Origin of the sequence: Nocardia sp. CWNU-33, from assembly GCF_046764895.1 — a bacterium.
Lineage (GTDB): Bacteria > Actinomycetota > Actinomycetes > Mycobacteriales > Mycobacteriaceae > Nocardia.
Genome location: NZ_JBKOQN010000014.1, coordinates 1 through 25,744 on the forward strand (window position 1 = coordinate 1; position 25,744 = coordinate 25,744).

27 protein-coding genes, 1 tRNA gene and 1 pseudogene are annotated in these 25,744 nt (G+C 66.5%); 20 read left to right on the forward strand and 9 right to left on the reverse strand.

The genetic code is table 11. The annotated features are described in order from the left end of the window. Nucleotides 1–215 precede the first annotated feature (215 nt). Complete coding sequence (locus tag ACLMAL_RS20070) at nt 216–668, forward strand: MarR family winged helix-turn-helix transcriptional regulator (RefSeq protein ID WP_412000481.1); 453 nt, start codon at nt 216–218, stop codon at nt 666–668. 207 nt (nt 669–875) lie between these two features. Here the strand turns inward: ACLMAL_RS20070 and ACLMAL_RS20075 are convergent, their stop codons facing one another. Beyond that, complete coding sequence (locus ACLMAL_RS20075; protein WP_412000482.1) at nt 876–2,159, reverse strand: DUF2786 domain-containing protein; 1,284 nt, start codon at nt 2,157–2,159, stop codon at nt 876–878. Nucleotides 2,160–2,378: 219 nt separating this feature from the next. Between ACLMAL_RS20075 and priA the strand changes: the two genes are divergently transcribed. The 5 genes from priA (at nt 2,379) to hisI (ending at nt 6,847) form a co-directional block, all read left to right on the forward strand. Beyond that, complete coding sequence (priA, locus tag ACLMAL_RS20080) at nt 2,379–3,110, forward strand: bifunctional 1-(5-phosphoribosyl)-5-((5-phosphoribosylamino)methylideneamino)imidazole-4-carboxamide isomerase/phosphoribosylanthranilate isomerase PriA (RefSeq protein WP_328411571.1); 732 nt, start codon at nt 2,379–2,381, stop codon at nt 3,108–3,110. Between the two features lie 12 nt (nt 3,111–3,122). After that, on the forward strand, nt 3,123–3,938 hold the full coding sequence (locus ACLMAL_RS20085) for an inositol monophosphatase family protein (protein WP_328411573.1): 816 nt from the start codon (nt 3,123–3,125) through the stop codon (nt 3,936–3,938). Nucleotides 3,939–3,978: 40 nt separating this feature from the next. Then, nucleotides 3,979–4,752 carry an imidazole glycerol phosphate synthase subunit HisF gene (gene hisF, locus ACLMAL_RS20090; protein WP_412000483.1) on the forward strand — a complete coding sequence of 258 codons (774 nt, stop codon included), beginning with the start codon at nt 3,979–3,981 and terminating at the stop codon, nt 4,750–4,752. Between the two features lie 79 nt (nt 4,753–4,831). Then, nucleotides 4,832–6,286 (forward strand): protein kinase domain-containing protein, encoded by a 1,455-nt coding sequence (locus tag ACLMAL_RS20095; RefSeq protein ID WP_412000484.1) that lies wholly within the window; start codon nt 4,832–4,834, stop codon nt 6,284–6,286. Between the two features lie 213 nt (nt 6,287–6,499). Beyond that, complete coding sequence (gene hisI, locus ACLMAL_RS20100) at nt 6,500–6,847, forward strand: phosphoribosyl-AMP cyclohydrolase (protein WP_406238026.1); 348 nt, start codon at nt 6,500–6,502, stop codon at nt 6,845–6,847. A gap of 71 nt (nt 6,848–6,918) precedes the next feature. On the opposite strand, the gene ACLMAL_RS20105 is transcribed toward hisI, so the two are convergent. From ACLMAL_RS20105 to ACLMAL_RS20120, 4 genes are all read right to left on the reverse strand, one after another. Further along, nucleotides 6,919–7,428: a MarR family winged helix-turn-helix transcriptional regulator gene (locus ACLMAL_RS20105; protein ID WP_412000485.1), complete on the reverse strand. Its 510-nt coding sequence runs from the start codon at nt 7,426–7,428 to the stop codon at nt 6,919–6,921. Between the two features lie 144 nt (nt 7,429–7,572). Further along, nucleotides 7,573–8,184 carry a permease gene (locus ACLMAL_RS20110; RefSeq protein WP_412000486.1) on the reverse strand — a complete coding sequence of 204 codons (612 nt, stop codon included), beginning with the start codon at nt 8,182–8,184 and terminating at the stop codon, nt 7,573–7,575. A gap of 93 nt (nt 8,185–8,277) precedes the next feature. After that, nucleotides 8,278–8,736: a peroxiredoxin gene (locus ACLMAL_RS20115; protein WP_412000487.1), complete on the reverse strand. Its 459-nt coding sequence runs from the start codon at nt 8,734–8,736 to the stop codon at nt 8,278–8,280. 178 nt (nt 8,737–8,914) lie between these two features. Continuing rightward, a complete protein-coding gene (locus tag ACLMAL_RS20120; RefSeq protein ID WP_412000488.1) occupies nt 8,915–9,214 on the reverse strand; it encodes a hypothetical protein in 300 nt (99 codons plus the stop codon). A 170-nt stretch (nt 9,215–9,384) separates the two neighbouring features. On the opposite strand from ACLMAL_RS20120, the gene ACLMAL_RS20125 reads away from it, so the two are divergent. From ACLMAL_RS20125 to ACLMAL_RS20180, 12 genes and pseudogenes are all read left to right on the forward strand, one after another. Continuing rightward, nucleotides 9,385–10,944: an anthranilate synthase component I gene (locus tag ACLMAL_RS20125; RefSeq protein ID WP_412000489.1), complete on the forward strand. Its 1,560-nt coding sequence runs from the start codon at nt 9,385–9,387 to the stop codon at nt 10,942–10,944. After that, a complete protein-coding gene (locus ACLMAL_RS20130) occupies nt 10,941–11,684 on the forward strand; it encodes a TIGR02234 family membrane protein (protein ID WP_412000490.1) in 744 nt (247 codons plus the stop codon). The genes ACLMAL_RS20125 and ACLMAL_RS20130 overlap by 4 nt, the downstream gene beginning before the upstream one ends. Nucleotides 11,685–11,823: 139 nt before the next feature. After that, entirely contained in the window at nt 11,824–12,642 is an 819-nt protein-coding gene (trpC, locus tag ACLMAL_RS20135; protein WP_328411591.1) for an indole-3-glycerol phosphate synthase TrpC, read from the forward strand. After that, complete coding sequence (gene trpB / locus ACLMAL_RS20140; protein WP_412000491.1) at nt 12,639–13,913, forward strand: tryptophan synthase subunit beta; 1,275 nt, start codon at nt 12,639–12,641, stop codon at nt 13,911–13,913. Before trpC ends, trpB begins: the two co-directional genes overlap by 4 nt. Further along, the gene (gene trpA, locus ACLMAL_RS20145) at nt 13,910–14,710 is read left to right on the forward strand and encodes a tryptophan synthase subunit alpha (RefSeq protein WP_406238042.1); all 801 of its coding nucleotides are present in this window, start codon (nt 13,910–13,912) and stop codon (nt 14,708–14,710) included. The genes trpB and trpA overlap by 4 nt, the downstream gene beginning before the upstream one ends. A gap of 168 nt (nt 14,711–14,878) precedes the next feature. Next, on the forward strand, nt 14,879–15,073 hold the full coding sequence (locus ACLMAL_RS20150; protein WP_412000492.1) for a hypothetical protein: 195 nt from the start codon (nt 14,879–14,881) through the stop codon (nt 15,071–15,073). A gap of 51 nt (nt 15,074–15,124) precedes the next feature. Then, nucleotides 15,125–16,210: pseudogene (gene lgt, locus ACLMAL_RS20155) on the forward strand (prolipoprotein diacylglyceryl transferase); the annotation flags it as partial. Between the two features lie 418 nt (nt 16,211–16,628). Next, a complete protein-coding gene (locus tag ACLMAL_RS20160; RefSeq protein ID WP_412000493.1) occupies nt 16,629–17,138 on the forward strand; it encodes a TM2 domain-containing protein in 510 nt (169 codons plus the stop codon). 185 nt (nt 17,139–17,323) lie between these two features. Continuing rightward, the gene (locus ACLMAL_RS20165; protein WP_412000494.1) at nt 17,324–18,076 is read left to right on the forward strand and encodes an amino acid ABC transporter substrate-binding protein; all 753 of its coding nucleotides are present in this window, start codon (nt 17,324–17,326) and stop codon (nt 18,074–18,076) included. 12 nt (nt 18,077–18,088) lie between these two features. Then, nucleotides 18,089–18,757: an amino acid ABC transporter permease gene (locus ACLMAL_RS20170; RefSeq protein ID WP_412000495.1), complete on the forward strand. Its 669-nt coding sequence runs from the start codon at nt 18,089–18,091 to the stop codon at nt 18,755–18,757. Between the two features lie 102 nt (nt 18,758–18,859). Beyond that, nucleotides 18,860–20,278, forward strand: a complete 1,419-nt coding sequence (pyk, locus tag ACLMAL_RS20175; protein WP_328411602.1) for a pyruvate kinase — start codon at nt 18,860–18,862, stop codon at nt 20,276–20,278. 1 nt (nt 20,279) lies between these two features. Further along, nucleotides 20,280–21,188, forward strand: a complete 909-nt coding sequence (locus ACLMAL_RS20180) for an acyl-CoA thioesterase II (RefSeq protein ID WP_328411604.1) — start codon at nt 20,280–20,282, stop codon at nt 21,186–21,188. 1 nt (nt 21,189) lies between these two features. On the opposite strand, the gene ACLMAL_RS20185 is transcribed toward ACLMAL_RS20180, so the two are convergent. From ACLMAL_RS20185 to ACLMAL_RS20200, 4 genes are all read right to left on the reverse strand, one after another. Continuing rightward, on the reverse strand, nt 21,190–21,600 hold the full coding sequence (locus tag ACLMAL_RS20185) for a hypothetical protein (RefSeq protein ID WP_412000496.1): 411 nt from the start codon (nt 21,598–21,600) through the stop codon (nt 21,190–21,192). 132 nt (nt 21,601–21,732) lie between these two features. After that, nucleotides 21,733–22,353, reverse strand: a complete 621-nt coding sequence (locus ACLMAL_RS20190) for a low molecular weight phosphatase family protein (protein ID WP_412000497.1) — start codon at nt 22,351–22,353, stop codon at nt 21,733–21,735. A 274-nt stretch (nt 22,354–22,627) separates the two neighbouring features. Further along, nucleotides 22,628–23,140: a phenylacetaldoxime dehydratase family protein gene (locus ACLMAL_RS20195; RefSeq protein WP_328411610.1), complete on the reverse strand. Its 513-nt coding sequence runs from the start codon at nt 23,138–23,140 to the stop codon at nt 22,628–22,630. 146 nt (nt 23,141–23,286) lie between these two features. Next, a tRNA-Leu gene (locus ACLMAL_RS20200) sits at nt 23,287–23,373 on the reverse strand. A gap of 222 nt (nt 23,374–23,595) precedes the next feature. Here ACLMAL_RS20200 and ACLMAL_RS20205 point away from each other — a divergent pair. Then, on the forward strand, nt 23,596–24,213 hold the full coding sequence (locus tag ACLMAL_RS20205) for an ANTAR domain-containing response regulator (RefSeq protein ID WP_378678818.1): 618 nt from the start codon (nt 23,596–23,598) through the stop codon (nt 24,211–24,213). A gap of 239 nt (nt 24,214–24,452) precedes the next feature. Then, entirely contained in the window at nt 24,453–25,649 is a 1,197-nt protein-coding gene (locus tag ACLMAL_RS20210) for a branched-chain amino acid ABC transporter substrate-binding protein (RefSeq protein WP_412000498.1), read from the forward strand. Nucleotides 25,650–25,744: the final 95 nt, after the last annotated feature.

The following is a 25,744-nucleotide window of genomic DNA, read 5'->3' on the forward strand; positions in this document are numbered from 1 at the left end:
CCCTGCTAGCGCTGGCCAGACGGCTGGTCGATGTCTTGTGGGCACTGCTGCGCGACGGACGCGAATTCAGCGCCGAAAACCCGGCATCGGTGGTCACCACGGCTTGACACGGTCATTGAGAGTCCTTTCGAAATATATGTTGGTAAATCCAATGTTGGTGGCGCCAACGTTATCAGATCGTGGGTGCAGCCAACAAGTGTTGCTAGATTGGCCGGATGGACATCGCGCACGAAGGTGCACCGCGCAGGCTGCGCACCCTCCCGACCAGGCTGGTCAACCAGGTGGCCATCGTGGCCGACCGGGCGGCCGAGCGGGCCTTGGAAACCACGGGATCGCGCCGCCACCACTACGCCCTGCTCGTCGCCCTGCGGGAATTCGGCCCGGCCAGTCAGGCCGATCTGGGCAGACGCACCCGCATTGATCGCAGCGACATCGTCGCCGCGCTCAACGACCTGGCCGAGCGTGGATTCGTCGAGCGCAGCCCGGATCCTGCCGACCGCCGCCGGAATACAGTCACCCTCACCGCAGCGGGCACTCGTCATCTTGCGGAGCTGGATCAGCGACTCGACGGTGCCCAGGATGAACTCCTCGCCGCTCTTTCGAGCCCAGAGCGTGCCGAGTTGGTCCGTCTGCTGACCAAGATCCTCGACGATCACGCGCGCGGGTGAGCACGATCGCCGGCATCTTCCCCTCCGGTGTCCGCGCCTCGAGGTGCTGCGATGCGAGTCCGGCGGACGCGGGTACGAGCTCACCAGGCAATATTCTGTGCGCGACTGCGGTTGCGCAGGTTTGTCGGGGCAGCACTGAGGCGAGGCCGGTGCTACTGAAACACTGTGGGGGAGAGGGTATTTCGCATATGCGGCTGATCGGCCCGGTTAGCGCTTCGCAGAGTGGCCTTGGAATCGGGCCCGGTCGGCGGCCTCGAGCCCCGCTTCCCATCCCTCGGCACTGCGGATCGTGATGCCACGGCTGCGCACCGCGGGATAGAGGGTGTCGAAAGCCTCGTCCACGGTCCGCTGACGGGAGGCGAGCACCGGCAGCAGCCGTGCGGGGTCGGCGGATTCGGCGATCGTGCTCTCGTTCGCCGCCGCGAGTCGTTCACCGATCCGAGTGGCGTACGCGGTGAGGAACGCCTTGCGGAAGGCACGCGACCGCGACTCGTCGCTGCGAATGGTCTGGTTACCGGTGGCGATCATCGCCCTGGTCGCCTGTACGAGCAGGGACGTCGCCAGCAGTTCGACGGCGTCCAGATCGCTGTCCTCGCCCACCACGGTCATGAACTCCCACGCCGCGACGAAGATCGCGCGGCATCGGTTGGCTCGGGTGACCACCTCGACGAGCAGCGCCTTGGCTTCCACATAGGGGGTGTCCAGCCAGATCCTGCGGGCACCGGGCAGATCGGGCACAGCGGTGTCCGCATCAACGAGCACGCGGTCGAGGGCATATTTGGTCATCAGTTCCTGAGCCTTGGCCGACAGGGTCTCGGCCTCCTCGGGGAACGAGGTCGACTCCGCCTTCGCGAGCAGGCCGCGGACGCGGCCGAGCACCTTCTCGTCGACGCCGTGGTGCGTGGCCGGGTGCACATTCGCCGAGCCGGGCAACGGCCGAATCAGTTCCAACTTCGGCAGCCCGACCAGCAGCGCGAGCGCCGCCACGACAGTCGTCACCGCTTCGGTGTTGCTCAGCAGTTGACGGGTCGCCCACTGGATGAGATGCGGTTGCGCTCCCGCCCACCACGTGCGGGCCGCCAGCTCGTCGAGCTGGGCGCGCCAGGTCTCATCCACCAGCTCGGGCGCGAAAGGCGCGAGGTGGGCGGCCATCACGTCGGTGAGATAGCCGACCGCGAACTCGTCGACGCGCCGACGAGCCACCTGATGGACGTCCATCGGCAGCCAGCCGTATCGGAAGACCCGATCAACGATGCGCTGACCAGCCAGTCGCACGCCGTCCGCCAGCTCATACGTCAACGGACCGGAGCCGGCAAGCTGTTCGATGAAGCGCTGCACCGCAACAGCATTACCTTGCGCCGACGCCACGGCCGCCGCCGTGATCGCGTCGGCGATCCGCTCTGGATCCGATGACACTGCGGTGGCGTCCAGCGCCGGACCGTCGGTGCGCGCCGCCCGCCCGGTTCGGCGTCGCCGATTCTGTTTGCCCATGATCGCCGCTCCCTTCTCGACGACCGGCTGTATCGAGTCGCGCGCCGCCGCTGCTGCTGGCGCGGGTGACCAGCGTTGCCATACTGCACGTGCCGTCTGATCGACGACCATCCGACACCCAGGCCGCAGCTGCGGGGAGATTGCTCGGGTGGGTGATCTCCGAGCACATATCCGCAGGCCGGAGGTGGGGGGCGCGGAGCAAGCAACTAAGCTGCTGGCGTGAGTCTTGTGCTGCTACCTGCTGTCGATGTCGCCAATGGTGAGGCCGTGCGCCTCGTGCAGGGGGAGGCGGGCAGCGAAACCAACTACGGCTCGCCCCGCGATGCGGCACTGGCGTGGCAGGAAGCCGGTGCGGAGTGGGTGCATCTGGTCGATCTCGATGCGGCCTTCGGGCGTGGCTCCAACCGGGAACTGCTCGCCAAGGTAGTCGGCGAGCTCGATGTGCAGGTAGAGCTGTCCGGCGGCATCCGTGACGACGAATCGCTCGAGGCCGCACTCGGCACCGGCTGCGCCCGCGTGAACCTCGGGACCGCCGCGCTGGAGGACCCGCAGTGGTGCGCCCGCGCCCTCGCCAAGTACGGCGAGCGTATCGCCGTCGGCCTCGACGTGCGCATCATCGACGGTGAGCACCGGCTGCGCGGTCGCGGCTGGGTCAGCGACGGTGGCGACCTGTGGGAGGTGCTCGAGCGCCTGGAACGCGACGGCTGCACCCGCTATGTCGTCACCGATGTGACCAAGGACGGCACGCTCACCGGCCCCAACCTGGACTTGCTCCGCGAGGTCTGCGCCGCGACCGACGCGCCGGTCATCGCCTCGGGCGGCGTGTCGACCATCGAGGACCTGATCGCGATCTCCGAGCTGGTGCCCGAGGGTGTAGAGGGGTCGATCGTCGGCAAGGCGCTGTACGCGGGCCGCTTCACGCTGCCCGAGGCGCTGGCCGCGGTGCGCTGAGCCTGCGACCCGATGGCTGCCGCCCGCTCGAATTCCGAACTTTCGTCTCTGCTGGCTCTCGCGAGCGAGATCCTCGATGCCGCCAGTGCGCGCTTCGTCGAGGGCGTCGGCGCGCCGAGCGCGGTTGCCAAGGGCCGCAACGACTTCGCCACCGAACTCGATCTGGAGTTGGAGCGCACCATCTCGGCGCGGCTCGAGCAGCAGACCGGAATCGAGGTGCACGGTGAAGAATTCGGCGGCCCGCAGCTGACCTCCGGCACCGCATGGGTGCTCGATCCGATCGACGGCACCTTCAATTACTCCGCCGGGCATCCGCTTTCGGGCATGCTGCTCGCGCTGGTGCACGACGGCGAACCACTGCTCGGGCTGACCTGGCTGCCGGTACTCGACCGGCGGTACGCCGCCATGTCCGGCGGTCCGGTATTGCTCGATGGAAAGCCGTTGCCGCCCTTGCCGCGCGGCAAACTGGCCGAGGCGATGATCGGATTCGGCGCGTTCAACGTGGATTCCAACGGGCGCATCCCCGGTCGCTTCCGCTTCGATCTGCTCGGCCCGCTGAGCAGGTTGTCCTCGCGGGTGCGGATGCACGGCTCGACGGGTATCGACCTGGCGTTCACCGCGTCCGGTGTGCTGGGTGGCGCGATCGTGTTCGGGCACCATCCCTGGGACAACGCCGCGGGCGTGGCATTGGTGCGCGCCGCGGGTGGCGTGGTGACCGATCTGGCAGGCGAGCCGTGGACCATCACCTCGGGTTCGGTGCTCGCCGCCGCGCCGGGGGTCCACGAAGAACTCCTGGACATGATCTGCACGGTCGCCGACGAAGCATGAGCCGCAGCAGTACTTGTAGTTTCCGAGGAAGGGTGAGCCGATGACGTTGGCCGTACGCGTGATTCCGTGTCTCGATGTCGATGCGGGCCGGGTGGTCAAGGGCGTCAACTTCGAAAACCTGCGTGATGCCGGCGATCCGGTCGAACTGGCCGCCGCCTACGACCTCCAGGGCGCCGACGAGCTGACCTTCCTCGACGTCTCCGCATCCACGAGCGACCGCGGCACCATGATCGATGTGGTGACGCGCACTGCCGAGCAGATCTTCATCCCGCTCACCGTCGGCGGTGGGGTGCGCACGGTCGAGGATGTCGACCGGCTGCTGCGCGCGGGCGCGGACAAGGTCTCGGTCAACACCGCCGCCATCGCCAGGCCGGAGGTACTGCGCGAAATGTCGGAGCGGTTCGGTTCCCAATGCATCGTGCTGTCGGTGGATGCCCGCACCGTCCCGCCGGGCCGGGCCGACACCCCGTCGGGCTGGGAGGTCACCACGCACGGCGGCAGGCGCGGCACGGGCATCGACGCTGTCGAATGGGCCGTGCGCGGCGCGGAACTCGGCGTCGGGGAGATCCTGCTCAACTCGATGGACGCCGACGGCACCAAAGCGGGCTTCGACCTGCCCATGATCCGCGCGGTGCGCGCCGCGGTGACGGTGCCGGTGATCGCCAGCGGGGGAGCCGGCGCGATCGAGCACTTTGCCCCGGCCGTGCACGCGGGCGCCGATGCGGTGCTGGCCGCCAGCGTATTCCACTTCGGTGACCTCACCATCCCACAGGTCAAACGCGCCATGCGGACCGAGGGCATCGTCGTCAGGTAGGTTTTGCCGACCTGGCTATGGGCAATGCCTCGAGCTAGGGTTTTGCTGCTCGATCAAGGTCTGCGATCGGAGGAACGGCGTGCTGGGTGAAGGTGAGCTGTTCGCTGGATACCGCATCGAACGCCTGCTCGGCCAGGGCGGCATGGGGTCGGTGTATCTGGCCGGGCATCCGCGGTTGCCGCGCTCGATGGCCTTGAAGCTGCTCAACCCGGAGTTGTTCAGCGACAACGAGATCAGGGCCCGGTTCGAACGCGAAGCAGATCTGGTCGCCCAGCTGGACCATCCGAATATCGTCACTGTGTTCGATCGCGGTGTCGAGGACGAGCAGCTGTGGATCTCCATGCAGTACGTCGACGGCATCGACGCCTCGACGATCGATCGGAGCAAGCTGCCGGCGACGCGGGCGGCCCAGATCGTTGCCGAAACCGCGAAGGCATTGGATTTCGCGCACGGCAGCGGAGTCCTGCACCGTGATGTGAAGCCGGCCAATATTCTGCTCGCCCGCGCGACCGGCGGTCAGGAGCGGGTATTTCTCACCGACTTCGGCATCGCCCGGTTGCGCGACGACGCCGGTCATCTGACATTGACCGGAACCTTCACCGCCACTTTGGCTTACGCCGCACCCGAGCAGCTGACCGGTGCCCCGATGGACGGCCGCGCGGACCAGTACGCGCTGGCCTGCACGCTGCACTGGCTGCTGACCGGCGCGGCGCCGTTCGAAGCGCCGAGCCCGCCCGCGGTGATCCAGGGTCACCTCCAAGTCCCGCCGCCCCGCGTCACCGCACGGCGCGCCGATCTGCCGGCGGCATTGGACGAGGTGCTGATCCGGGCCCTCGGCAAACGCCCCACCGACCGCTACGGCTCCTGCACCGAGTTCGCGGAGGCGGTGTACCGAGCACTGCATATGTCGGCCCCCCACGCGATGCCCGTAACAGGCCGGCCCGGCCCGGCTGCGACCGCAGCGCCGATCCCCGAACACCCGCCCGCGCAGCAGCATGCGCACCTGAATCCGCAGTCCTACCCGAGCCCACAGTCTTCTCAGGGCTCGCAGCCTTACCCGAGCATGCAGCCCTACCCGAGCCAGCAGGGCTCCGCAGGCGCGCAACCGCACCTGAATCCGCAGCCCTACCAGGGCTCGCAGCCTCATCCGAGCGTGCAGCCATATGCGAGCCCGCAATCCTCCCGCGGCTCGCAGCCCTATCCGAGCGTGCAGCCTTATCCGAGCCCGCAGTCTTCGCAGGGCTCCCAGCCCTATCCGAGCATGCAGACCTCGCAGCCTCATCCGCAGCCCTACCAGGGCTCACAGCCCCACCCGAGCCCCCAGCTTCCCCTGAATCCGCACAACCCAGGTCCGCAGCCTCAGGCCGCGCCCGGATACCCCACTCCCACCGGGCAACCCGTTGGTTTCTCGGCGAGCCCGCCGCCGTATGGCCACCAGACACCGCCCGGCTCCGGTTCGGGGGGAACGGCATTGGTCGTCCTCGGCATTGTGGCGCTGATCGTCATCATCATCGTCGTTGCTCTCCTTGTCTGAGACATCTACGAACTCGACGAGGGCCGTGCGCGCCATCGGGCGGCGCGGGGGACCTACCGGAAAACCCCTGACCGCCGCACTCGACGCGCCGGACGGTGTCGCCGAGGCGCTGCGCCGTAACTCGTCTGTCTCAGCCGGATAGTGCCGGTAAAGCCTCGGCCCACAGCGCAGGCGCGTGCCGAGCAATGGGCCCTGCCCCTGTATAACGGTGGCATGACTCTCGACCCTGCCATTGCCGCCCGGCTCAAGCGCAATGACGCGGGCCTCGTGTCCGCGGTCGCGCAGGAGCGCGGCAGCGGCAATGTGCTGATGGTCGCCTGGATGGACGACGAAGCCCTGGCCAGGACGCTGGAAACGCGCAAGGCGACCTACTATTCGCGTTCGCGTCAGCAGTACTGGGTCAAAGGCGAGACCTCCGGCCACACCCAGTACGTCCACGAGGTCCGCCTCGACTGCGACGGCGACACCATTCTGCTGGTCGTCGACCAGGAGGGCGCGGCCTGTCACACCGGCACGCACACCTGCTTCGACTCCGACGTGCTGCTCGCCGATAAGTCCTGAGTCGCCACTCGTCGGGAACACGGCACGAACTGTCCGCGTCCGCTCTCGGGCAGATCGGCAGACGGCCGGTGCTACGACGTCGGCGGCTGCTCGGTTCGGTCCTCGGTGGAGGGCGAAGCATCACCGTGACTCAATGCATCGGCCAGCTGTGTCGACAGCACTTCGCTGAGGTCGGCCAGCTGTGCTGTCTGATGCGGATCGAGACCATCGAACACCAGCCGGCGCACGGCATCCTGATAGCCGGGAGCTGCCTCGACCACCTTCGAATAGCCGGTGTCTGTGAGAACGGCCTGCACACCGCGTCGCCCGATGGTCGCTGACCGCTCGGCCCAGCCCATCCGCTCCATCTTCGACACGACATGCGACAATCGCGATAGCGATGCATTTGCGTTGTGGGCCAGATCACTCATCTGCAATCGGTGGCCGGGTTCTTCGGACAGCAGGGTCAGCACCCAGAATTCGAAGTGCGTGATCCCGGACTCGCGCTGCAACTGGGTGTCCAACGCGCCTGGTAGGCGGGTCATGAGCGCCACGATCGCACGCCAAGCTCGCTGTTCGACGGGATCGAGCCACTTCGTCACTGGTTGCCTTCTTTCGAGCCAAGTGACGTGTTTTGTTAGTGAGTCTAGCGATTTATTGAAAGTCATATTCACAGTCACTCGCGACAATGAGTTTGCCACGACTTCGCTCGACCGTCATGAAGTTGCTGCGTGACGTGAGGTCACTCACATGCCATCGTGGCGTGTCGGTGTCGTTTTCTGGGTGAGCTTCGGTGACCCGGGCGCGGCGGACTGGGACGGCGGAGTCGACGTCACCGGCTTAGCGGGATGCTTGCGCCGCCATCCGCGCCGGACGACGACGAACACCACGAGCAGGAAGACGACCAGTGCGACGATGGCGCCGACCAATGACGCGCCTCGGAAGGCGGGCGCATCGACATCGAGAATCCGCTGCCCGGCGTGGGCGGCGCTGTTGCCGCCGAGCACGATGCTCAGCGTCATGAGATTCGGGATCGCGGCGATCACCGCGAGCCCGCCTGCCGCGCCCGCGATCACCTTGCCCGCGCGGCGACGCCACACGAGTGCCGCCAGCAACATCAGGAAAAGCGGTATGGCCGTGAACAATCCGCCAAAGACGAGACCCCAGCCGATGCCCTTGCTGAAACTGCCGCTCACCAGCTCTGCGATGCGCTGGGCCCACCACCGTGGGATGAAGGCGGCAAGGATGAAGTAGGCGACGACCAGCACGGCGATGACCGCCAGGCCGCCGAGAATCCTCGTGCGCCACGTGGCCGGCGTGGATTTCTGCCCGTCCGGCCGAACCTCGCTCGAAGTCATGAATTCAGCGTAGGCCGGGCCATCTGTGGTGATGTGATCATCGACTCGGCGTTTCGAGACGGCCGTCTCGAATATTCGGCGTCGGTCGGCTTACTAGACGCGTTCGCGTAGGAACTTCAACGCCTCGTCGGCATGCACATCGGCCCGAAACTCACCGGTGATGATCTTGCGGACGGTGCGATCAGGGTCGATGACGAAGGTGTGCCGCTTCACCGGCGAGAGTTTGCCGAGCAGGCTGCGCTTGACGCCGAACTGCGCGGCGACGGTGCCCTCGACATCCGAGAGCAGGGGATAGCCGAGATTCTGCTTGGTCGCGAATCCGGCCTGGGTGTCGACGTTGTCGGCACTGATGCCAACCGGCGCGGCGCCCGCCGCGGCGAATTCGGCGGCAAGATCGCGGAAGTGGCAGGCCTCGGCCGTGCAGATCGGAGTATTGGCGGCGGGATAGAAGAACAGCACCACGGGGCCGTTCGCGAGCAAGGCGTCGAGCGAACGTGGTGTGCCGGATTGATCTGGGAGCTCGAACTGCGGTGCGAGCTGGCCTATCTTCATATCGGCGACAGTACCGGGCGATGCGTCGGTTCGGGGTGCCACGATGCCTGCCCAGATCCCCGCCACCCGTGCTTTCGCCCCATGTCGCCCTGTACGCGGCGGGGTGTACGAGTCGTATTCCGGCTTTCGCTGGATCGACAGGAGAAGCCTGGGATGACGGGGACGGTAGATTCGGTCGCTATACGCCGATGAGTGCGGCGATCTCGGGGTTCTTGATCTCCATGACATCGAGAATGCCGTGCGCGCGCAGCAGCGGCTCGAGTTCCTTGATGCGGTCGCTGTGGATGGCGTACTCGTCCGGAAAGTGGTGCTTGTCCAGGGCCTCCAAGGCCTTCACATAGGTGACGAAGGACGCTAGCGCGTTCAGCGGTGTGGAGTTCTGGGATCTGCCCATCGAGCTCAGGCCGACCATTCGCTGGGATGTGCCCGATCCGGCAGTGTGCCGACCCTCCGGCGTAACCGGTTGCGAGGGGTACATCAGTTGTCTCCTCTCGAAGTGGATACCGCGTGCGACATGGAACGCAGCGAGTGTAGTGACGCCGCCCACAGCCCCGGAATTCGCGTGCGAACCGGACGGCTGGTTTACGGCCGGTTGGGCCCGCGAAGGGCGGCTGAGTCGGTGTCATAGCGGCCTGGGATGATGGAGCAATGCCTGGCGCGTCCACTCCCACCACCACGACCCGCGAACAGTTCCACCAGCTCGCCGCGGAACATCGGGTGGTTCCGGTGATCCGAAAAGTGCTGGCGGACTCCGAAACTCCGCTGTCGGCCTATCGCAAGCTGGCCGGCGATCGGGCCGGCACCTTCCTGTTCGAATCCGCGGAGAACGGACGCTCCTGGTCGCGCTGGTCGTTCATCGGCGCGGGCAGTCCGTCGGCGCTGACCGTCGTCGACGGCGCGGCCGCCTGGCTCGGCAACATCCCTGTCGACGCGCCCTCGGGTGGCGATCCGCTGGTCGCGTTGCGCGAGACCCTGCAACTGCTCGAGACCGAGCGGCTGCCCGGCCTGCCGCCACTGACCGGGGGCATGGTCGGCTACCTCGGCTATGACGCGGTGCGCAGGATCGAACGGCTGCCCAGCCTCGCCCTCGACGATCTGGAACTGCCGGAGATGGTGCTGCTGCTCGCCACCGATCTGGCGGCATTCGACCACCACGAGGGCGCGATCACCCTCATCGCCAACGCGGTCAACTGGAACGGCACCGCCGAGCGGGTCGACGAGGCCTATGACGACGCGGTCGCCCGGCTGGATCGGATGACCCACGCGCTCGCCGCGCCGTCGGAGTCCACCGTGTCGGTCTTCGACCAGCCCGAGCCGCAGTATCGGCGCAAACGCACCTCCGAGGAGTTCGGCGCCGGAGTGCGTCGTCTCGTCAAAGAGATCGAGGCGGGCGAGGCTTTCCAGGTGGTGCTGTCGCAGCGCTTCGAAATGGACTACGACGGCGCCCCGATCGATCTGTACCGCATGCTGCGCGCCTCGAACCCGAGTCCGTATATGTATCTGATGCACATCCCCGACGGCGCGGGCGGCACCGCGTTCTCCATCGTCGGTTCCAGCCCGGAAGCCCTGGTCACCGTGAAGGACGGTGTGGCGACGACACATCCGATCGCGGGTACCCGCTGGCGCGGCGCCACCGAAGAGGACGACCTGCTGCTGGAGAAGGGGCTGCTCGCCGACGAGAAGGAGAACGCCGAGCACCTGATGCTCGTCGATCTCGGCCGCAACGATCTCGGCCGGGTGTGTCAGCCGGGCACTGTGCGGGTCACCGAGTATCGGCAGATCGAGCGCTACAGCCACGTCATGCACCTGGTGTCGACCGTGCACGGCAGACTAGCGCCCGGCAAGATCGCGCTGGACGCGGTGCGCGCCTGTTTCCCGGCGGGCACGCTGTCGGGCGCGCCGAAGGTGCGCGCGATGGAACTCATCGAAGAACTGGAGCCGACCCGGCGCGGCGTGTACGGCGGTGTTGTCGGCTATCTGGATTTCGCGGGCGACGCCGATACCGCCATTGCCATTCGCACCGCGCTGCTCAAGGACGACACCGCTTATGTTCAGGCGGGTGCGGGCGTGGTCGCGGACTCCGATCCCGACTATGAGGATGTCGAATCCCGGAACAAGGCGATGGCGGTGCTCAAGGCGGTCGCGGCCGCGAAGACGGTTCGGGCATACGGCACCGAGCCGGGAAGCGAGAACGGCAGCGCGGGATGAGTGCAGCGGATCAGAACGACGAGGGGACCGATGCCGAGGCGATCGCGGTCGATGTGGCCGCGCCCCGGCGCAAGTACCCGATCGGCGCGATCGTGTTGTTGGCGATCGCCGCGGCCGCGCTCTGGGGTTCGTCGCGGCTGACTTGGGTGACGGTGTCGTCCACGGACGGGCTCACCGAGCCGCGCACCGACCATCTCAACGGCGGTGTCTGGTTCGGCGCGCTGACCCCGCTGGCGCTGGTGCTGCTCGCCGCGATCGCGGCAGTGCTCGCTACTCGTGGCTGGCTGCGCCGGATGGTCGGGGTGCTGATCGGCCTGGTCGCCGCGGTGACCGCAGTACCGGCCTTCGCCCTGCTGACCAAGTCCGGCGCGACGGCGGCCCGCGCCGGCACCCTGGCCGAACTACCCGGCCGGGCAACCGTCACCGAGGTGGTCACGGCGCCTTTCCCCGCGGTGCTCGCGCTGCTGGGTGCGCTGGCGGCTTTTACGGCCGGTGTACTGCTCGCCAGGATGCCCCAGGAGGCCGCGCAACTGTCCGGCAAATACGACAACCCGGTGTTCCGGCGGGCTGCCGCCACCGAACAGGTGACGCAGCGACGGGCGGAAGACGCTGCCGCCGGGGCGAATTCGGCCTCGGGACAGCTTTCCGAGCGTGTGCTGTGGGACGCGCTCGACGCGGGCACCGACCCGACCGAGGAGGCCGGTTCGCCGCGTGATGATCAGGGCAAACATGCCGAGTGAAGTGTCTGGGCAGGTTCCGACAAACCCCGGCGCAAGAGCGCCGCAAGCAGCCATTTATTCTTTGTCAGCATCGGTGAGACAGCGCCTGAGGGGATTCTCAGGCAGCAAGTTGCGTCTCCCCAGAAAGGATTCGAGCCAGATGACGGTACTCGACTCGATTCTCGACGGGGTCCGCGCGGATGTCGCCGCTCGGGAAGCCCTCCTGGACTTCCAGGCAATCAAGGCCGCGGCCGCGGCGGCGCCTTCGCCGCTGGACGCCCGCGCCGCACTCCTCGAGGACGGCATCGGCGTCATCGCCGAGGTCAAGCGGGCCAGCCCCTCCAAGGGGGAGCTCGCGGACATCCCGGACCCGGCCAGTCTGGCCAAGGCGTATGAAGACGGCGGCGCGCGCATCATCAGCGTGCTGACCGAAGGTCGCCGCTTCCACGGCTCGCTCGACGACCTCGATGCCGTCCGCGCCACGGTGACCATCCCGATCCTGCGCAAAGATTTCGTCGTCGGGCCGTACCAGATCCATGAGGCCCGCGCGCACGGTGCCGATGTCATCCTGCTGATCGTTGCGGCACTCGAGCAGGACGTGCTGTCCTCGCTCATCGACCGCACCGAATCGCTCGGCATGACCGCGCTCGTCGAGGTGCACACCGAGGAAGAGGCCGACCGCGCACTCGAGGCGGGCGCCTCGGTGATCGGCGTGAACGCCCGCAACCTCAAGACGCTCGAGGTCGATCGGGACGTGTTCGCGCGTATCGCGCCCGGCCTGCCCACCGAGGTCATCCGGATCGCCGAGTCCGGTATCCGCGGCACCGGCGACCTGCTGGCCTATGCCGGTGCGGGTGCGGATGCCGTGCTGGTCGGCGAGGGCCTGGTGACCAGTGGCGATCCCCGCGCCGCCGTCTCCGAGCTGGTGACCGCGGGCACCCACCCGTCCTGCCCGAAGCCCGCGCGGCGGGGCCGGTGACAGTGGTGACGGCATTACCGCAGGCCAGCGCCGGCGTCGCGCACAAGAGCGCCCACGAGCCCGACGTCGGCGGACACTTCGGCGTGTACGGCGGCAGGCATGTCCCCGAGGCGCTGATGGCGGTGATCGAGGAGGTCACCGCCGAGTACGAGAAGTGCAGGCTGGACCCCTCGTTCCTGGACGAGCTCGACCGGCTGCAGCGCGACTACACCGGCCGGCCTTCGCCGGTCTTCGAGTGCACCCGGCTTGCCGAGCATGCCGGTGGCGCCCGCATTCTGCTCAAGCGCGAGGACCTGAACCACACCGGCTCGCACAAGATCAACAATGTGCTCGGTCAGGCACTGCTCGCCAAGCGAATGGGCAAGACACGGGTCATCGCGGAAACCGGTGCGGGCCAGCACGGCGTCGCTACCGCCACCGCGTGCGCGCTGCTCGGCCTCGAATGCGTCATCTACATGGGCGCGGTCGACACCGCACGGCAGGCGCTGAACGTGGCCCGCATGCGGCTGCTCGGCTCCGCGGTGGTGTCGGTGACCACCGGCTCGCAAACCCTCAAGGACGCCATCAACGAGGCGCTGCGCGACTGGGTGTCCAACGCGGACGACACGTACTACTGCTTCGGCACCGCAGCGGGCCCGCATCCATTCCCGTTGATGGTGCGCGACTTCCAGCGCGTCGTCGGCCTGGAGGCTCGCGCCCAGGTGCAGTCCTCGACCGGACGGCTGCCCGACGCGGTCGTGGCCTGTGTCGGCGGCGGCTCCAACGCGATCGGCATCTTCCACCCCTTCCTCGACGATGCCGGCGTCCGGCTGATCGGCTTCGAGGCGGCCGGTGACGGCGTCGAAACCGGAAGGCACGCGGCCACTTTCACCGGCGGTACGCCCGGCGCCTTCCAGGGCGCCTACTCGTACCTGCTGCAGGACGACGATGGCCAGACCATCGAATCGCACTCCATCTCTGCGGGTTTGGACTACCCGGGCGTCGGCCCGGAGCACGCCTACCTCAAGGACATCGGGCGCGCCGAGTACCGACCGATCACCGACACCGAGGCGATGGACGCGCTGCTGCTGCTCAGCCGCTGCGAGGGCATCATCCCGGCCATCGAGTCCGCGCACGCGGTGGCCGGTGCGCTGCAGCTCGGCAAGGAACTGGGCAAGGGCGCGATCATCCTGGTGAACCTGTCGGGTCGTGGCGACAAGGACATGGACACCGCGGCGACATGGTTCGGGCTCTTCGACGAACCCGGCGCCGACAAGGAGAGCGTCGAATGAGTCAGCAGTCCCGCCTCGCCAACACTTTCGCCGCCTGCCGCGCCGAGAACCGCGCCGCGCTGGTCGGCTATCTGCCCGCGGGTTATCCGGACCTCGCAGGATCCATCGAGGTCGTCCGTGCCATGGTCGAATCAGGTTGCGACATTGTCGAAGTCGGCGTCGCGTACTCCGACCCGGTAATGGACGGGCCGACCATCCAGGCCGCCGCCGAGCAGGCGCTGCGCGGCGGAGTCCGGGTGCGCGACGTGTTCTCGGTGGTCGAGGCGATCACCGCGGCGGGCGGCAAGGCCGTCGTGATGAGCTACTGGAACCCGGTGCTGCAGTACGGGGTCGACAAGTTCGCGCGCGATCTGGCCACGGCGGGCGGGGCAGGCATCATCACCCCGAATCTGATCCCGGACGAGGCCGACGACTGGTTCGTCGCCTCGGCCGCGCACGACCTGGATCGGATTTTCCTGGTCGCGCCGTCCTCCACCGAGGAACGCCTGGTGAAGACGCTGGAAGCGAGCCGAGGGTTCATCTACGCGGCGTCGACCATGGGTGTCACCGGTGCCCGCGATGTGGTGTCTTCCGCGGCGCCCGCGCTGTGTGCGCGGATTCGGTCCCATTCCGATATCCCGATCGGCGTCGGTCTCGGCGTGCGCTCGGGTGCGCAAGCGGCCGAAATCGCTTCGTACGCAGATGGTGTCATTGTCGGCTCGGCGCTGGTGAGCGCCGCCGCCGAGGGGCTGGACGCGGTGCGCGCGCTGACCGAGGAACTGGCCGAGGGCGTCCGGTCCGCGACCGTCGCTTCCTGACACACTGCATCGGGCCGCTCGACCGGCCGCTGCCGCACCGCCACGAGTGAGCCGTGCCGCTCGTGAGCTTCGCTGCAGCACCGACAGTTCGGTGCTGCAGTCAGCGCCCGGTGTCCGATCGGACAAGCAGCGCTGAACCGCCTGACTCGCGCCATCGTATGAACAAGCATGAGCGCACCGAAGCGGTCGCCTTCGCCGCGACCCGTGGTGGCGAGCCTGCTCGTATTCTTTGTTCTCGCACCTTGTGTTGCGGCGCTGACCCGGACCGAGCCGGTCGTTGTCGAAGCGCTGTCGGCCATCGGGGCTGGGTTGCTGAGCCTCGGCATCGGCGCCGCGGTGTGGTGGTGGCAACGTCGCACATAACGCTCCGCTACGGTTGGCCCCGTGACCTTACGAGTCCTCGCAGACAGCGTCCTGAGCAATGGTGGCGTCACCGCTGATGTGTTGGCCTACATCCCCAGTCCCGCGCAGGGTGTGTGGCAGATCGGGCCGTTTCCGCTCCGGGCCTACGCCCTGTGCATCATCCTCGGCATCGTCATCGCCATCTGGTGGGGCGAGCGGCGCTGGCGCGAACGGGGCGGGCAGCCCGGCGCGATCCTCGATGTCGCGATGTTCGCGGTGCCCTTCGGCCTCGTCGGCGGCAGGCTATATCACGTGGCCACCGACTGGCAGAAGTACTTCGGCGCCGACGGCCATCCGATCGATGCGCTGAAGATCTATCAGGGCGGCCTCGGCATCTGGGGTGCGGTGTTCCTCGGCGGTGTCGGTGCGTGGATCGGCTGCCGGGTCTACCGAATCCCATTGCCCGCCTTGGGTGATGCGATCGCCCCCCCGGTCCTGCTGGCGCAGGCCATCGGCCGCCTCGGCAACTACTTCAACCAGGAACTGTACGGGCGCGAGACTGACCTGCCCTGGGGCCTGGAGATCTACCTGCGCTTCGACGACGACGGCAAGCTCGACCCGATGAACGGTGTCTCCACCGGCGTCGTCGAGAAGGTCGTGCACCCCACGTTCCTCTACGAATTGCTGTGGAACCTGCTGATCGTGGTGTTGCTGGTGCAGATCGACAAACGCTACCGAATCGGCCACGGCAGGCTGTTCGCGCTGTACGTTGCCGGTTACTGCGTCGGCCGCTTCTTCGTCGAGCTGATGCGCGCCGACGAGGCCACCAAGATCGCGGGCATCCGGATCAATTCGTTCACCTCGGCCCTGGTATTCCTGGCCGCCGTCGCCTATTTCGTCCTCGCGACGAAGGGCCGTGAGACCGCCGAGCAGCTGCAACCCAGCACCGGATCGCGCCCGTGGCCTTGGCAGATCGCCGCCCTGCGCGCTGCCGCAGCGGAGCAGGCGACGGCCGAGACCTCCGATGCCGCGGCGACAGACGAGGACGCGGCGCCGCAGCGGGACGCGGTGACCGACAAGGACACGGAATCGACAGAGGACACCGACGGCGACGCCGACAAGGATGCGGCGGCGATCACGGCAGACGATTCGCACAACGCCGTCGAGTTGGACAAGTCCGAGCAGACTGCGGAGCCCGAGAAGGCAACCGACGCAGCCAAGGACATCCCGTCCACTGAGTCCGCCAGCTGCGAGAAGTCCACCGAGCCGGATCGGTTCGCCGACCAGGAATCGCCCGCGGCGCCGACTACCGGCACTGCTGTGGAGCAGAAGGACACTGCCGCCGAGCAGAAGTAGCCCCCAATTCTGCGCGCACGGCAACATCGCGGGCACTGTCCGCGATATCTACCGAGACGAGCAACCTCGGTCGCCGGACGGCCGTGGCCGATTCGCCAGCGCGACAAATCATGTCGGTTCCGGCAAGAATGTCTCGTGATCGTCGCGGCAGTTGCTCGCTCGGCAGATCGCACGGCCGGGGGCCAGCACAGGGTGCCCGCACAAATGAGGAGGACATTTAGTGACCGACCCTTACAACCCAGGACCGCAGTACGGCCCGCCCGGTACGGGGCCGGACTTGAACAAGTCGGCGGACCCGAGCCAGCCGCAGTACCCGCAGGCCGATCCGTACGGCCAGCCGCAGTTCGGTCAGCCCGCCGACCCGTACGCACAGCAGCAGCCGGGGGGCTACGGGCAGCCGGGTGGCTACGGGCAGCCGGGTGGCTACCCACCCGCGCCGTACCAGCAGACACAGGGATACAACCCGAACGATCCGGAAGCGCCCTACGGGCGTGACCAGTTCGGTGTGCCCTTCTCGGATAAGCAGAAGCTGATCGCGGGGCTGCTGCAGATCTTCCTCGGCGCGTTCGGTGTCGGCCGCTTCTACACCGGTTATACCGGCATCGCCATCGCGCAGATCGCGGTCACCTGGTTGACCTGTGGCATCGGTGGCATCTGGCCGCTGGTCGACGGCATCATGATGCTGGTGGGCAAGGTGCCCGATAGCGACGGCCGTCCACTGCGCGACTGAGCACGCCTTTTCACCCTGTCGGGCCGCCGCACCGCACCGGTGCGGCGGCCCGACAGGTATTTCGGGTGCTAAAGCCAGTTCCGATTACCATGATCGCGATACTGTTCCTCGAAACGATCCCGGCGTAACGTCGGTCGATCTGTGTGTTGTGTGTGGACACTCCACGCACCGAAGAGAGGGATTTCGTGCGTCGCAAGTTGTTCGCCGCCGCCATGCTCGCCATCGTCGCCGCCACCGGGCTTTCCGCGTGCAGCAGTGACGACCCGAACGTGATCAAGGTCGGCACCGAGGGCACCTACTCCCCGTTCAGCTACCAGGGCTCCGACGGCAAGCTCACCGGCTACGACATCGAGGTGGTGCAGGCTGTTGCCGACAAGCTCGGCAAGAAGGTCGAGTTCGTGCAGACACCGTGGGACGCGATCTTCGCCGGCCTCGAGTCCAAGCGCTTCGATCTGGTGGCCAACCAGGTGACTGTCAACGATGAGCGCAAGGCCAAGTACTCGCTGTCGCAGCCGTACACCACCTCCGAGGGCGTCATCGTCACGCGCACCGACAACAACGGCATCACCACTCTCGCCGACCTGAACGGCAAGACCTGCGCTCAGTCGGCCACCAGCAACTGGAGCAAGGTCGCCACCGGCGCAGGCGCGAAAGTCGAAGCGGTCGAAGGTTTCGTGCAGGCCATCCAGCTGCTGAAGAACGGCCGCGTCGACGCCACCGTCAATGACACCCTCGCCGTTGCCGAGTACACCAAGAAGACCGGCGACACCAGCGTGAAGGTGTCGGGCAAGACCGGTGAAACCAGCCACCAGGCTTTCGCGGCCCGCAAGGATGACGCGCTGGTCGCCGAGGTGAACAAGGCGCTCGATCAACTCCGCGCCGAGGGCAAACTGGCCCAGATCTCCGAGAAGTACTTCGGCACCGACATCAGCAAGTAGCAGCGCCCTGCCATGGATGCCGCTACGCGGGAACTCATTTGGCACAACCTGTGGCCGATGTTGCAGGCCACGATCACCAAGACCATTCCGCTGACGGCTGTCAGTTTCGTCATCGGTCTGGCCATTGCGCTGCTCGTGGCTCTGGCACGGATGTCACCGGTGTGGCCGGTCCAGGCGGCCGCCCGGTTCTACATTTCGATCATCCGGGGTACGCCGCTGCTGGTGCAGCTGTTCATCGTCTTCTACGCGCTGCCGCAGTTCCACATCGTGCTCGACCCGTTTCCGGCGGCGGTGATCGCCTTCAGTCTCAATGTCGGTGGTTACGCGGCGGAGGTGGTGCGCGCGTCGATTCTGAGCGTGGCCGACGGGCAGTGGGAGGCTTCCCAGGCGCTCGGCATGTCGTATCCGATGATGATGCGGCTGATCATCCTGCCGCAGGCGTCGCGGATCGCGGTGCCACCGCTGTCGAATACGTTGATCTCGCTGGTGAAGGACACCTCGCTCGCCTCGACCATTCTGGTCACCGAGTTGCTGCGGACCGCGCAGATCGCGGCCGCCCCGACCTTCGATTTCTTCGCCCTCTATGGTGTCGCGGCGCTTTACTACTGGGCGATCTGCCTGGTCCTCGGTTTCGGGCAGACTCGGCTGGAAACGCGATTGAGCCGTCATGTCGCGCGATGACCGCTCGTTCGTATGTTCCACCAACTTGTGTGCAAATTTTTCACCAAGGTTTCACCGAGGCCACGACAAGACCACTACACCCGGCGGGACTAGGCTCTACTCGTGATGCGACGGACGAAGATTGTGTGCACTCTCGGCCCGGCCACTGCCACCGAGGACCGTATTCGAGAACTCGTCGAAAGCGGCATGGACGTGGCGCGGCTGAATTTCAGCCACGGCGAACACGCCGACCACGCCGAGAACTATAAGAAGGTGCGGGCCGCTTCCGACCACCTCGGTCGTGCGGTCGGTATTCTCGCCGACCTGCAGGGTCCGAAGATCCGGCTCGGCCGGTTCATCGAGGACCGCACGGTGTGGGCGACGGGTGAAGAGGTCCGCATCACCGTCGACGACATCGTCGGCACCCACGACCGTGTCTCGACCACCTACCGGGAACTGGCCAAGGACGCCAAGCCGGGAGACCGGTTGCTGGTGGACGACGGCAAGATCGGGCTGACGGTCACCGGCGTCGAGGGCAACGATGTCGTCTGCCGGGTGACCGAGGGCGGACCGGTCAGCAACAACAAGGGTGTTTCGCTGCCGGGTATGGATGTCTCCGTGCCCGCGCTGTCGGAAAAGGACATCGAGGACCTCGAGTTCGCACTGAAGCTCGGCGTGGACTTCATCGCGCTGTCGTTCGTGCGTTCGCCCTCGGATGTGGAACTCGTACACGACGTGATGGACCGGGTCGGTCGCCGCGTGCCGGTGATCGGCAAGCTGGAGAAGCCGGAGGCGATCGACAACCTCGAGGCCATCGTGCTCGCCTTCGACGCGGTCATGGTCGCTCGCGGTGACCTCGGCGTCGAGCTGCCGCTCGAGCAGGTGCCGATCGTGCAGAAGCGCGCCATCCAGATGGCACGGGAGAACGCCAAGCCCGTCATCGTCGCGACCCAGATGCTGGAGTCGATGATCGAGAACTCGCGCCCGACTCGGGCCGAGGCCTCCGACGTCGCGAACGCGGTGCTCGACGGCGCCGACGCGGTGATGCTGTCGGGCGAAACCTCGGTCGGTGCGTACCCGATCGAGACGGTGCGCACCATGGCGCGCATCGTGCACGCAGTGGAGACCGAATCGACGCGGGTGCCACCGCTGACCCACGTGCCGCGCACCAAGCGCGGTGTCATCTCCTACGCGGCCCGCGACATCGGTGAGCGGCTCAACGCCAAGGCGCTGGTGGCGTTCACCCAGTCCGGTGACACGGTGCGCAGGCTGGCCAGGCTGCACACCCCGCTGCCGTTGCTGGCGTTCACTCCGCTGCCGGAGGTGCGCAGCCAGCTGTCGCTGACCTGGGGCACCGAAACCTTCATTGTGCCGACAGTGGACAGCACCGATGCGATGATCCATCAGGTCGATGTAGCACTGCTGTCGATGGAGCGATATCAGAAAGGTGATCTGGTGGTAATCGTTGCGGGCTCCCCGCCCGGTACCGTCGGGTCGACCAACCTGATCCATGTGCACCGTATCGGTGAGGAGGACCATTAGAGTGACCGCTTCCCTGAGTGGTGCCGTCGGCGTCGGTTCGACGTCGACGGAGGGTTCCGATCTGCGGGTGTTGCTCGGACTGCTCGATCTGGAGCAGGTCGACGAGGATGTCTTCGTCGGCCAGCATCCGGAGAAGGTGTGGAGCCGCACGTTCGGCGGGCAGCTCGTATCGCAAGCGATCATGGCGGCGGGGCGGACGGTCGGTGACCGTCCGGTACACGCGGTGAACGCGCACTTCGTGCGCGGTGGCGATGTGAAGAAGCCGATCGAATACCGGGTCGACCGCCACCGCGACGGGCGCTCGTTCGCCAACCGCACGGTGACCGCAAGCCAGGACGGCCAGGAGCTGTTCGTCATGCTTGCCGCGTTCCAGGATTGGGGCAAGGGTCTCGAGCACTCCGCCACCCAGCCGGTCGTTCCGGATCCGGAAACGCTGCCGCGGGTGGAGGAGAGCTTCGAAGGCTTGGAAGACAAGCTGGAGATGTTCATCAAGGCCCCGCATCCGATCGATATGCGCTACACCAACGACCCGGCCTGGATCATGAAGGGCACCGGCGAGCGGCTCAATCACAACCGGGTGTGGATGCGCGCCGACGGCAGGCTGCCCGACGATCCGCTGATTCATGTTGCGACGCTTGGTTATTCGTCGGACACCACGGTGCTCGACTCGATCATCACCACACACGGTCTTTCCTGGGGCCTCGACCGGATCATCGCGGCGACGGTCAATCATTCGATCTGGTTCCACCGCCCGTTCCGCTTCGACGAGTGGGCGCTGTACGCCACGGAATCCCCGGTTGCCGCGGGCTCCCGTGGGCTGGCGACGGGCAAGTTCTTCTCGCGCACCGGCGAATTGCTCGCCACCGTGGTGCAGGAAGGCCTGATCCGCCACTTCCCGTCGCGGGCCTGAGCTAGAGCGGCTCGCGCTCGGTCTCGAAGTCGAAGCTGTCGCGCCGCTGTACCCGGATGGTTCGAGGGACGGCCAATCGGGTGGGGCCGCAAGAGGTTTCCAGCATCAGCCTGCGCTCCAGGGCGGCCAGGCTCGGTGCCGTGAGATCGCGCGCGGCCCCCACCAGGCTCAGCGCGATCTCATAGGTGCGGCGGCCATCCGGCTCCTGGCCGGGATGGTCTACCCGCCACTGGGTTTCGAGCATCATGTGGTCCGGTGCGTCGGAGTCGACAGGCAGCGTGAAGCGCCACGCGAACACCTCGCGATCCTGGAGGTGGTCGTCCACCACGGCGCGCACCGAGTCGACGACGCGCTCCAGGGTTTCCGGTGTCACATAAACATGGAGCGAAACATCCGAAATTCGTTTCGGCATGTCTGATTCCTGTCGTGTGTCGAACCAGCAACGGCGGAATGTTGTTCGCGGGGAGTTTAAACCCTCGATGCACATGATGAACACAGCAAGGGCCGAATTCGCGCGGACGCGTCCGGCGCACCGCACCCGGTGTCACGGGATCCGGTGCGCCGCCAGGAATGCCGCGAGCGGTGCGGGCGCGGCTCCCGGCGCGACCACGAGACCGGGACGTTCGTCGTCGACTCGCTTGTGCTGCTCGTGGGGGGCCAGCGTGAGCAGCAGCGGCACCAGCGCCTCGGCGATCCGATCGCCGACCTCACAGAATGCGGCCTCGGACAGGCCGACCGGGTCGGCGATGTTCTCGCGGCCGACCAGTGCGAGGTCGTGGCGGGCGCGATGCAGATCGGCGATGCTGCGCGCGCCGGTCACTTTGGCGATCCGGTGCGCCTCCAGCAGGGTGAAGGTGCGCGGCCCCGCGCCGAAACCCATCGACGTGGCCTGGTCGCGGATCTGCTCGGTCATCGTGAGCACCAGGTCGGCGCGGTCGATCATGCCCGGCTCCAGGCGGCGCGCGCGAAAGTTGTCGGGGTCCGCGCCCAGGCCCGAGATGGTCTGAGCCGCGAGTGGTTCCACGGGGAAGCCGACCAGCGCACGGGTTCCCGCGCTCTCCGCGGTGAGGCCGGCGAGGTGGTGTTCGACAGCGAGGGCGCGGGTAAGCCGCTCGGCGATCACCGAACGACAGACATTGCCGTTGCAGACGAACAGGACGTGCATGGGGACACGGTAGGACGGCAGATAACGATTCAGAAGCGGCCAGGCCGCGAATCACACCGCCACAAGCACATATTCATCTGTGCGTTGCGCGGCGTACACGAAGTACGCCCTCGTGTTCGGAGAGACGCTCGACGGGCGTTGCCGACCGGTGGCCGACCGTCATCGAGGTTTGGGCGTATTCGCGTTGTTACCCGATATGAATGAATTCAATCATGATCTCGGCGACCGATATCGTCAGCGCTGGGAAGTCGCCGCCGTCGGCAAGGTGCGGCTCTCAGCCGGATTCGGTTCCGTAGTAATCGGATTCGTCGATCACCGGCGCCACCTTGGCCGCCTCGTCGTGCACGCGGCCGCGGGTGGAGAACCTCCGGCCGCGCGAGGCGACGACGGGCGCGAAGCGCGCGAGCCCGGTGGCGGTCTCCATATCGTCGTACATGGCATCGATCCCGCCGCGCAGGAAATAGGCCTCATGCCAGAACCCGGTGCCGCCGGAGTCGCGCAGGAACTTCTGCCACCAATCGCGGTGCGGCGCCGAGCGAGTCCACCGCTCCAGGCTGTCGAGATCGCGCCAGTACTGCCGCGCCCCCCAGTGCGGCGGAAACAGCGCCCAGACCACGTCCTCGTGCAGTAGTAGCCCCTCGGGCTGATCCTTGTGCGACTTATAGAGTTTCGGCCCGAGCCCGAGCAGACGCAGGATCCCGCGCGGTCGGCGCACCCGCATGCCGAGGTAGACGACTACCAGGTCCGGATACTCGGACAGATCGACTGTCGTTCTGTTCACTCGCATGCTGGGGACCTCCGAAACCGAGGTGTGTGCTGCTCACCCTACGCGGGAAATACGCGGTGAGTCGGAATCCGGTTCGACCGTGCGAGCCGGGGTGTGGGCAAGACAAACGGCCTGTGCTCGTGAGGAGCACAGGCCGCCTGCTGTGTTGGTGCCGATTGTGGGACTCGAACCCACACGTCCTTTCGGACAACGGTTTTTGAGACCGTCGCGTCTGCCAGTTCCGCCAAATCGGCGCACCGGTTGCAAAGCATAGCGGGTGGGTGGCGTCGAACGCGAATGGGTTCCCCTCTGCGGCGTGGACGGGCGGTTTGCGCAGGGTATATGGGTTCTATGCCGAAGTGAAAGGTACTCTTTACATCACTCGACAGCGCAACGGTGGGCCGATGGACCGGCACATGGGCCACGGCCACCCTTCGGCGTGTCGGGACAGGCATCGGAACCAGAGGGGTCTACCTATGAGCAGTACAGCAGGGGGCGCCGGCACGAAGCGGGACGCCGGGGCGAAGCGGGTCGTCGTCGCGGAGGACGAGGCGCTCATCCGTATGGATCTGGTGGAGATGCTGACCGAAGAGGGCTACCAGGTTGTCGGCGAAGCGGGTGACGGTCAGCAGGCCGTCGATCTCGCGGTGGAGCATCGGCCGGACCTGGTCATCATGGATGTGAAGATGCCGCGCCGCGACGGCATCGACGCCGCGGCCGAAATTGCGTCGAAACGCGTTGCGCCGGTGGTGATTCTGACCGCATTCAGTCAGCGCGATCTGGTCGAGCGGGCGCGTGACGCGGGCGCGATGGCATATCTGGTGAAACCGTTCACGAAATCTGATCTGGTGCCCGCCATCGAATTGGCGGCGAGTCGCTTCCATGAGATCACCGCGCTGGAGAGCGAGGTCGCCAATCTCTCCGATCGGCTGGAGACGCGCAAACTGGTGGAGCGGGCCAAGGGTGTGCTCATGCAGACGCAGGGGCTGTCGGAGCCGCAGGCATTCAAGTGGATTCAGCGCACCGCGATGGACCGCCGGACTACCATGAAAGCGGTAGCCGAGGTGGTGCTGGAGAACCTGGCCCCGAAGTGACCCGATGAGGGCCTTGGCCGGGTCGCGGCCGGAAAATTTACTTCGTTGAAACGCATTCACGAAGAAGAATTCGAAACAATGTCGTTCGCATGACGCGAATGTGATGCGAATCTAACGTGGCAACGCTATGTTCTGACCGGGCCGACGTGGTCGGCCCCCTCGGCGAGCCGGGGGAGCACAGGACGTAGAGGTGAGACGTGCTTAGTTCGATATGGCGCAGTCGTTCGACTCGAGGTGTATTGGTTGTCGGTGCCGCCGCCGCACTCGTGTTGACGGGGTGCAGCGACAAATCGACCAACGAATCGGGTTCATCCGGCACAAATGGTGCGGGAAGCCTGTCCATCCAGCCGGTGGCGCAGGTGGACATCGACGGTAAGCAGGTCCCGAAGACCGACCCGGCCAAGGCCGCAGATCCGGCGGGCGACGGCAAGGCGACCTGTCCGGCCGGCACCACGATTGCTTTCGCAGGCGCCTTGACCGGCCCCAACGCGGCTCTCGGCATCAATATCGTGTCGGGCGTGAAGCTGGCGCTCGATCAGCACAACAAGGCGAACGCGGGCTGCAAGATCGAGCTCAAGCAGTTCGACACCGAGGGCGACCCACAGAAGGCCACCCAGGTCATCCCGCAGATCGTCAACGACAAGTCGATTATCGGCCTGGTCGGTCCCGCGTTCTCCGGTGAGACCAAGGCGACCGGCAAGATCCTCAGTGATGCGGGCCTGGTCTCGGTCACCTCCTCGGCCACCAATGCCACGCTCACGCAGAACGGCTGGAATACGTTCTTCCGCGGCTTGGCCAACGATGACATTCAGGGTCCGTCGGTCGCCAAGTACCTCGTCGGCAGCGCAGGCTACAAGAAGATCTGCGTCGTCCAGGACAACAGCGACTACGGCACCGGCCTGGCCAAGAGCATCACCGAGGGACTCGGCGCCGCAGCGGATCCGAGCTGCGCGGCCAGCATCAAGACCGGTGACAAGGACTTCTCCGCCACCGTCACCAAGATCGCGAGCGCGAACGCGGACGCGGTCTTCTACTCGGGTTACTACGCCGAGGGCGCACCGCTGGCGCAGCAGCTGAAGTCCGGTGGCGTCAAGGCCGTCTTCGTCGGCCCGGACGGCGTCAACGATCCGCAGTTCCTTTCGCAGGCGGGTAGCTCGGCCAACGGCGCGACGCTGACCTGCCCGTGTGGTCCGGCCCCGGAGAAGTTCGCGAAGGATTACGAGGCGCTCAACGGTCAAGCGCCCGGCGTCTACTCGGTCGAGGCCTACGACCTGGCCACGATCCTGAGCAAGGGCATCGACAGCGGCAAGGTGACCCGTCCCGAACTGCTCGAGTACGTGCGGTCCTATGACGGTCCCGGTCTGGCGCGTCAGTACAAGTGGAACCCCAACGGCGAACTGTCCAATGCACTGATCTGGATTTACACAGTCAAGTAACCCGCACCCACGAAACGCGCAGCACGTATGGGGGTTCGCGCGAATCCCTGTACGTGCTGCTGTTTCGTGAGCGCGAATGAATGAGGGCGAATTAC